This is a genomic window from Rhodanobacter sp. Soil_C_14, from assembly GCF_057657335.1.
On record NZ_JBDGIQ010000017.1, the window covers coordinates 1 to 544 of the forward strand.

Genomic DNA, 544 nt, shown 5'->3' on the forward strand with positions numbered 1-544 from the left:
AGCGTTAGGGTCCACTCATGGAACGTAGCGGTTTGGCCTGCATTTTGGTCGCCTTGCTCTGGGCCGCTTGTCTTCCTTCCGTCGCTCAATCAAACCGTGAGCATCTGACGCACGCTTCGGTTTGTCAGCTCAAGCATTTCGGTCCTGAACACGACGGAGTCGCCTACAAAACATTTGCGTTGTACTCCACCGATTTCCATCACGGTGCCTTCCTCATGGATCCAACAGATACAGATTGCTGGGTGCAGCTCGGCGTCCAACAAAGCGATGTGGACGGCTCAGTAGGTCGTTTCGAGCAACTGTTGGTTAACGGCGTGATGGTCCATGGACCTGGCGCGAAGCGAGTGTTGGAAGCAGAAGTGGTCTTTCATTGGGTCAAAACGAACACCCACGGTACTTTCACATCCCATGGAAAGCCCTGGGTTCCCAAAGGCGAGGTCGAATTAAGGCGGGTTTTCAGCTCGGCTCCTGCTACCGTGGCCCCTAACCACTCGTCCAAGCGGACGCGCGAAAAGCCGCGCGCCGCTTAACTCAAGCGTTAGGC

At 55.7% G+C, this 544-nt stretch carries 1 protein-coding gene; it reads left to right on the forward strand.

The window, feature by feature from the left end; translation table 11 throughout:
• The first annotated feature begins 17 nt into the window (after nt 1-17).
• Nucleotides 18-530 (forward strand): hypothetical protein, encoded by a 513-nt coding sequence (locus AC3A56_RS17570; protein ID WP_487771217.1) that lies wholly within the window; start codon nt 18-20, stop codon nt 528-530.
• The last annotated feature ends 14 nt before the right edge of the window (nt 531-544 follow it).

Bases quoted from the DNA above. Each gene is read 5' to 3' on its own strand.
- AC3A56_RS17570 (WP_487771217.1), top strand. From the start codon at position 18: ATGGAACGTAGCGGTTTGGCCTGCATTTTGGTCGCCTTGCTCTGGGCC.